General features: G+C 65.3%; 3 protein-coding genes. 1 reads left to right on the forward strand and 2 read right to left on the reverse strand.

Annotated elements, in window-relative coordinates; genetic code table 11:
• On the reverse strand, positions 1 to 685 hold a 685-nt coding region (locus tag JMF90_RS34215; RefSeq protein ID WP_201326088.1), incomplete at its 3' end, for an efflux RND transporter periplasmic adaptor subunit.
• Between the two features lie 293 nt (positions 686 to 978).
• Complete coding sequence (locus tag JMF90_RS34220) at positions 979 to 1,320, reverse strand: DUF4148 domain-containing protein (protein ID WP_054928552.1); 342 nt, start codon at positions 1,318 to 1,320, stop codon at positions 979 to 981.
• Positions 1,321 to 1,654: 334 nt separating this feature from the next.
• Between JMF90_RS34220 and JMF90_RS34225 the strand changes: the two genes are divergently transcribed.
• A partial coding sequence (locus JMF90_RS34225) for an aldo/keto reductase (protein ID WP_201326089.1) occupies positions 1,655 to 2,212 on the forward strand: 558 nt, incomplete at its 3' end.

Below are 2,212 nucleotides of genomic sequence, written 5' to 3' on the forward strand. Positions count from 1 at the left end.
GGTAGCTTTCCTCGTCGACGTCGAAGTAGATGTCGATCGGGTCCTGCGACACGATCGTCGTCAGCACGGTCGCGTCGCTGTCGCCGCCTTTCACGAGATTGCCCTCGCTCACGAGTTTGCGGCTGATGCGGCCGGACATCGGCGCGACGATGCGCGTGAACGACAGGTCGAGCCGCGCGCGTTCGAGTGCGCCTTGCGCGCTGGTCACCTCGGCCTGCGCGCTTTGCACCGCCTGCCTGCGCTGGTCGTAGAGGCTCTGCGCGATCGTGTCGGTCTTGATCAGGATGCTCGCGCGCTCGAAATCCTGCCGGCTCAGCTTCAGCTGCGACTGCGCACGTTCGAGCGCGCCCTGCGCGGCGGTGACGGCCGCCTGGTACGGGCGCGGGTCGATGACGAACAGCAGGTCGCCCTTGCGGACGGTCGCGCCGTCCTGGAACGCGACCTTGTCGAGATAGCCGCTCACGCGCGGGCGCACGTCGACGGTGTCGACCGCCTCGAAGCGGCCGGTGTAGACGTCGACGTCGTTGACGTCGCGCGCGACGGGCGCGCTGACGATCACGCTCGGCGTCGCGGCCGGAGCCTTGTCGTCCGACTGGCAGCCGGACAACGCGAAGAGCGCGGCCAGCGGAACGGCGGCCAGCGCGGCCGATCGCGCGATGCGCTTCAATCCTGGATATCGGTTCATATGCGTACGAGATGTCGAGTGGGGCGCGTGGCGCCTGACGGTGCGAAGTATCGTGCGCGGCGCGCGCCGGATAAACGGATGAAGCGGCATAAGAACTTGTACTGCGCAGTCACGAATCGCTGCCTGCGGCGGCCACGGGCGAGCCGGTTTCGCGAAGCAGGGCGACGGAGTGCAAGGGCAGCGACGACGCGCGGCCCGAATGCCTGTTCAGGCGATTCGGGCCGGCCATGCGGAGGGGATGGACGAGCGGTTGCGCGTATCGAAAGGCGTGCTCGCTTGCACGCCGACGCGACTCAATGACCGCGATAGATCGAGTTGCGGCCGTTGATCATCATCGCACGGCCGGATTCGCCGGTCGTGCGGGCTTCGCTGCCGTAACCGGTGTTGTCCGCGGTCGGGGCGGCGTTCGGGGCGGATTGCGCGACGGTGTTTTCACGCACACGCTGTTCGGCGGCGAGGATCGCGGCCGGGTACTGGTTGTGATCCAGCGCGGGGGTGTAGCCGACGGCCGCGAGACGGGCCATCTCGGCCTTCACTTCGGCGCGGGTCAGCTGATGGTCGGCTTGTTGCGCGAACGACAGCGCCGGTGCGGAAAGGATCAGTGCGGCAAGGGTGGAAGAAACGAGCGTTTTCATCGTGGGTACCTGTCTGGTTGAGTGAGCCGCAACCACCGTCGACCACGTCGATGTCGTTGCGAGTGCAGTCAATATAGGTACGCCGGCATCCGGGAAAAACGGCCGCCGCGCCAAATCATTTTTGATCCTGCGTCACGAATCGAACGTGGATTCGGTCGGTAGCCTTGCCGGCCGGGCGTCTCGGCCGAACAGGGCGCCGGAGCCGGTGATCGAAACAGGCCGCAAATCCCCGTATCAGACCTAGCGGGACTCAAGTGTGTCGAATTCCGTCTTGGACAGACTTAACCCGTCTCCCTAGACTGAACTCGCTTTCCTTTACTCCCTGGAGAAAATCATGAGTCTCAAAGACAAGCTGCCCGGCAACAAGATCCTCGGTTTCGGTACGGCGCCCCTCGGCAACATGTTCCGCAACATCCCCGACGCGGAAGCCGCGGCCACCGTTGAAGCGGCATGGCAACACGGCATCCGTTATTTCGACTCGGCCCCGTTCTACGGCGCAGGCCTCGCGGAAATCCGCCTCGGCGACGCGCTGGCGCACCATCCGCGTGACGAATACGTGCTGAGCACGAAGGTCGGCCGCGTGATCCTCGACGAAATCGAGGACGTGTCGGCGCGCGATCTCGGCGAAAAGGGCGGCCTGTTCGAACACGGCCGGCCGAACCGCATCGTCAACGACTACACGGCCGACGCGACACTGCGCTCGATCGAGGACAGCCTGAAGCGCCTGCGCACCGACCGCCTCGATATCGTGTGGGTGCACGACATCGCGCAGGATTTCTACGGCGACGAATGGCTCGCGCAATTCGAAGTGGCGCGCAAGGGCGCGTTTCGCGTACTGAGCAAGTTGCGCGAGGAAGGCGTGATCAACGCATGGGGCCTCGGTGTGAACCGC

Source organism: Burkholderia sp. E168m23, assembly GCF_016586125.1.
Lineage (GTDB): Bacteria > Pseudomonadota > Gammaproteobacteria > Burkholderiales > Burkholderiaceae > Burkholderia > Burkholderia orbicola.

Excerpts from the sequence above, each read along its gene's own strand:
- JMF90_RS34220 (WP_054928552.1), bottom strand. The coding sequence starts at position 1,320 with ATGAAAACGCTCGTTTCTTCCACCCTTGCCGCACTGATCCTTTCCGCA.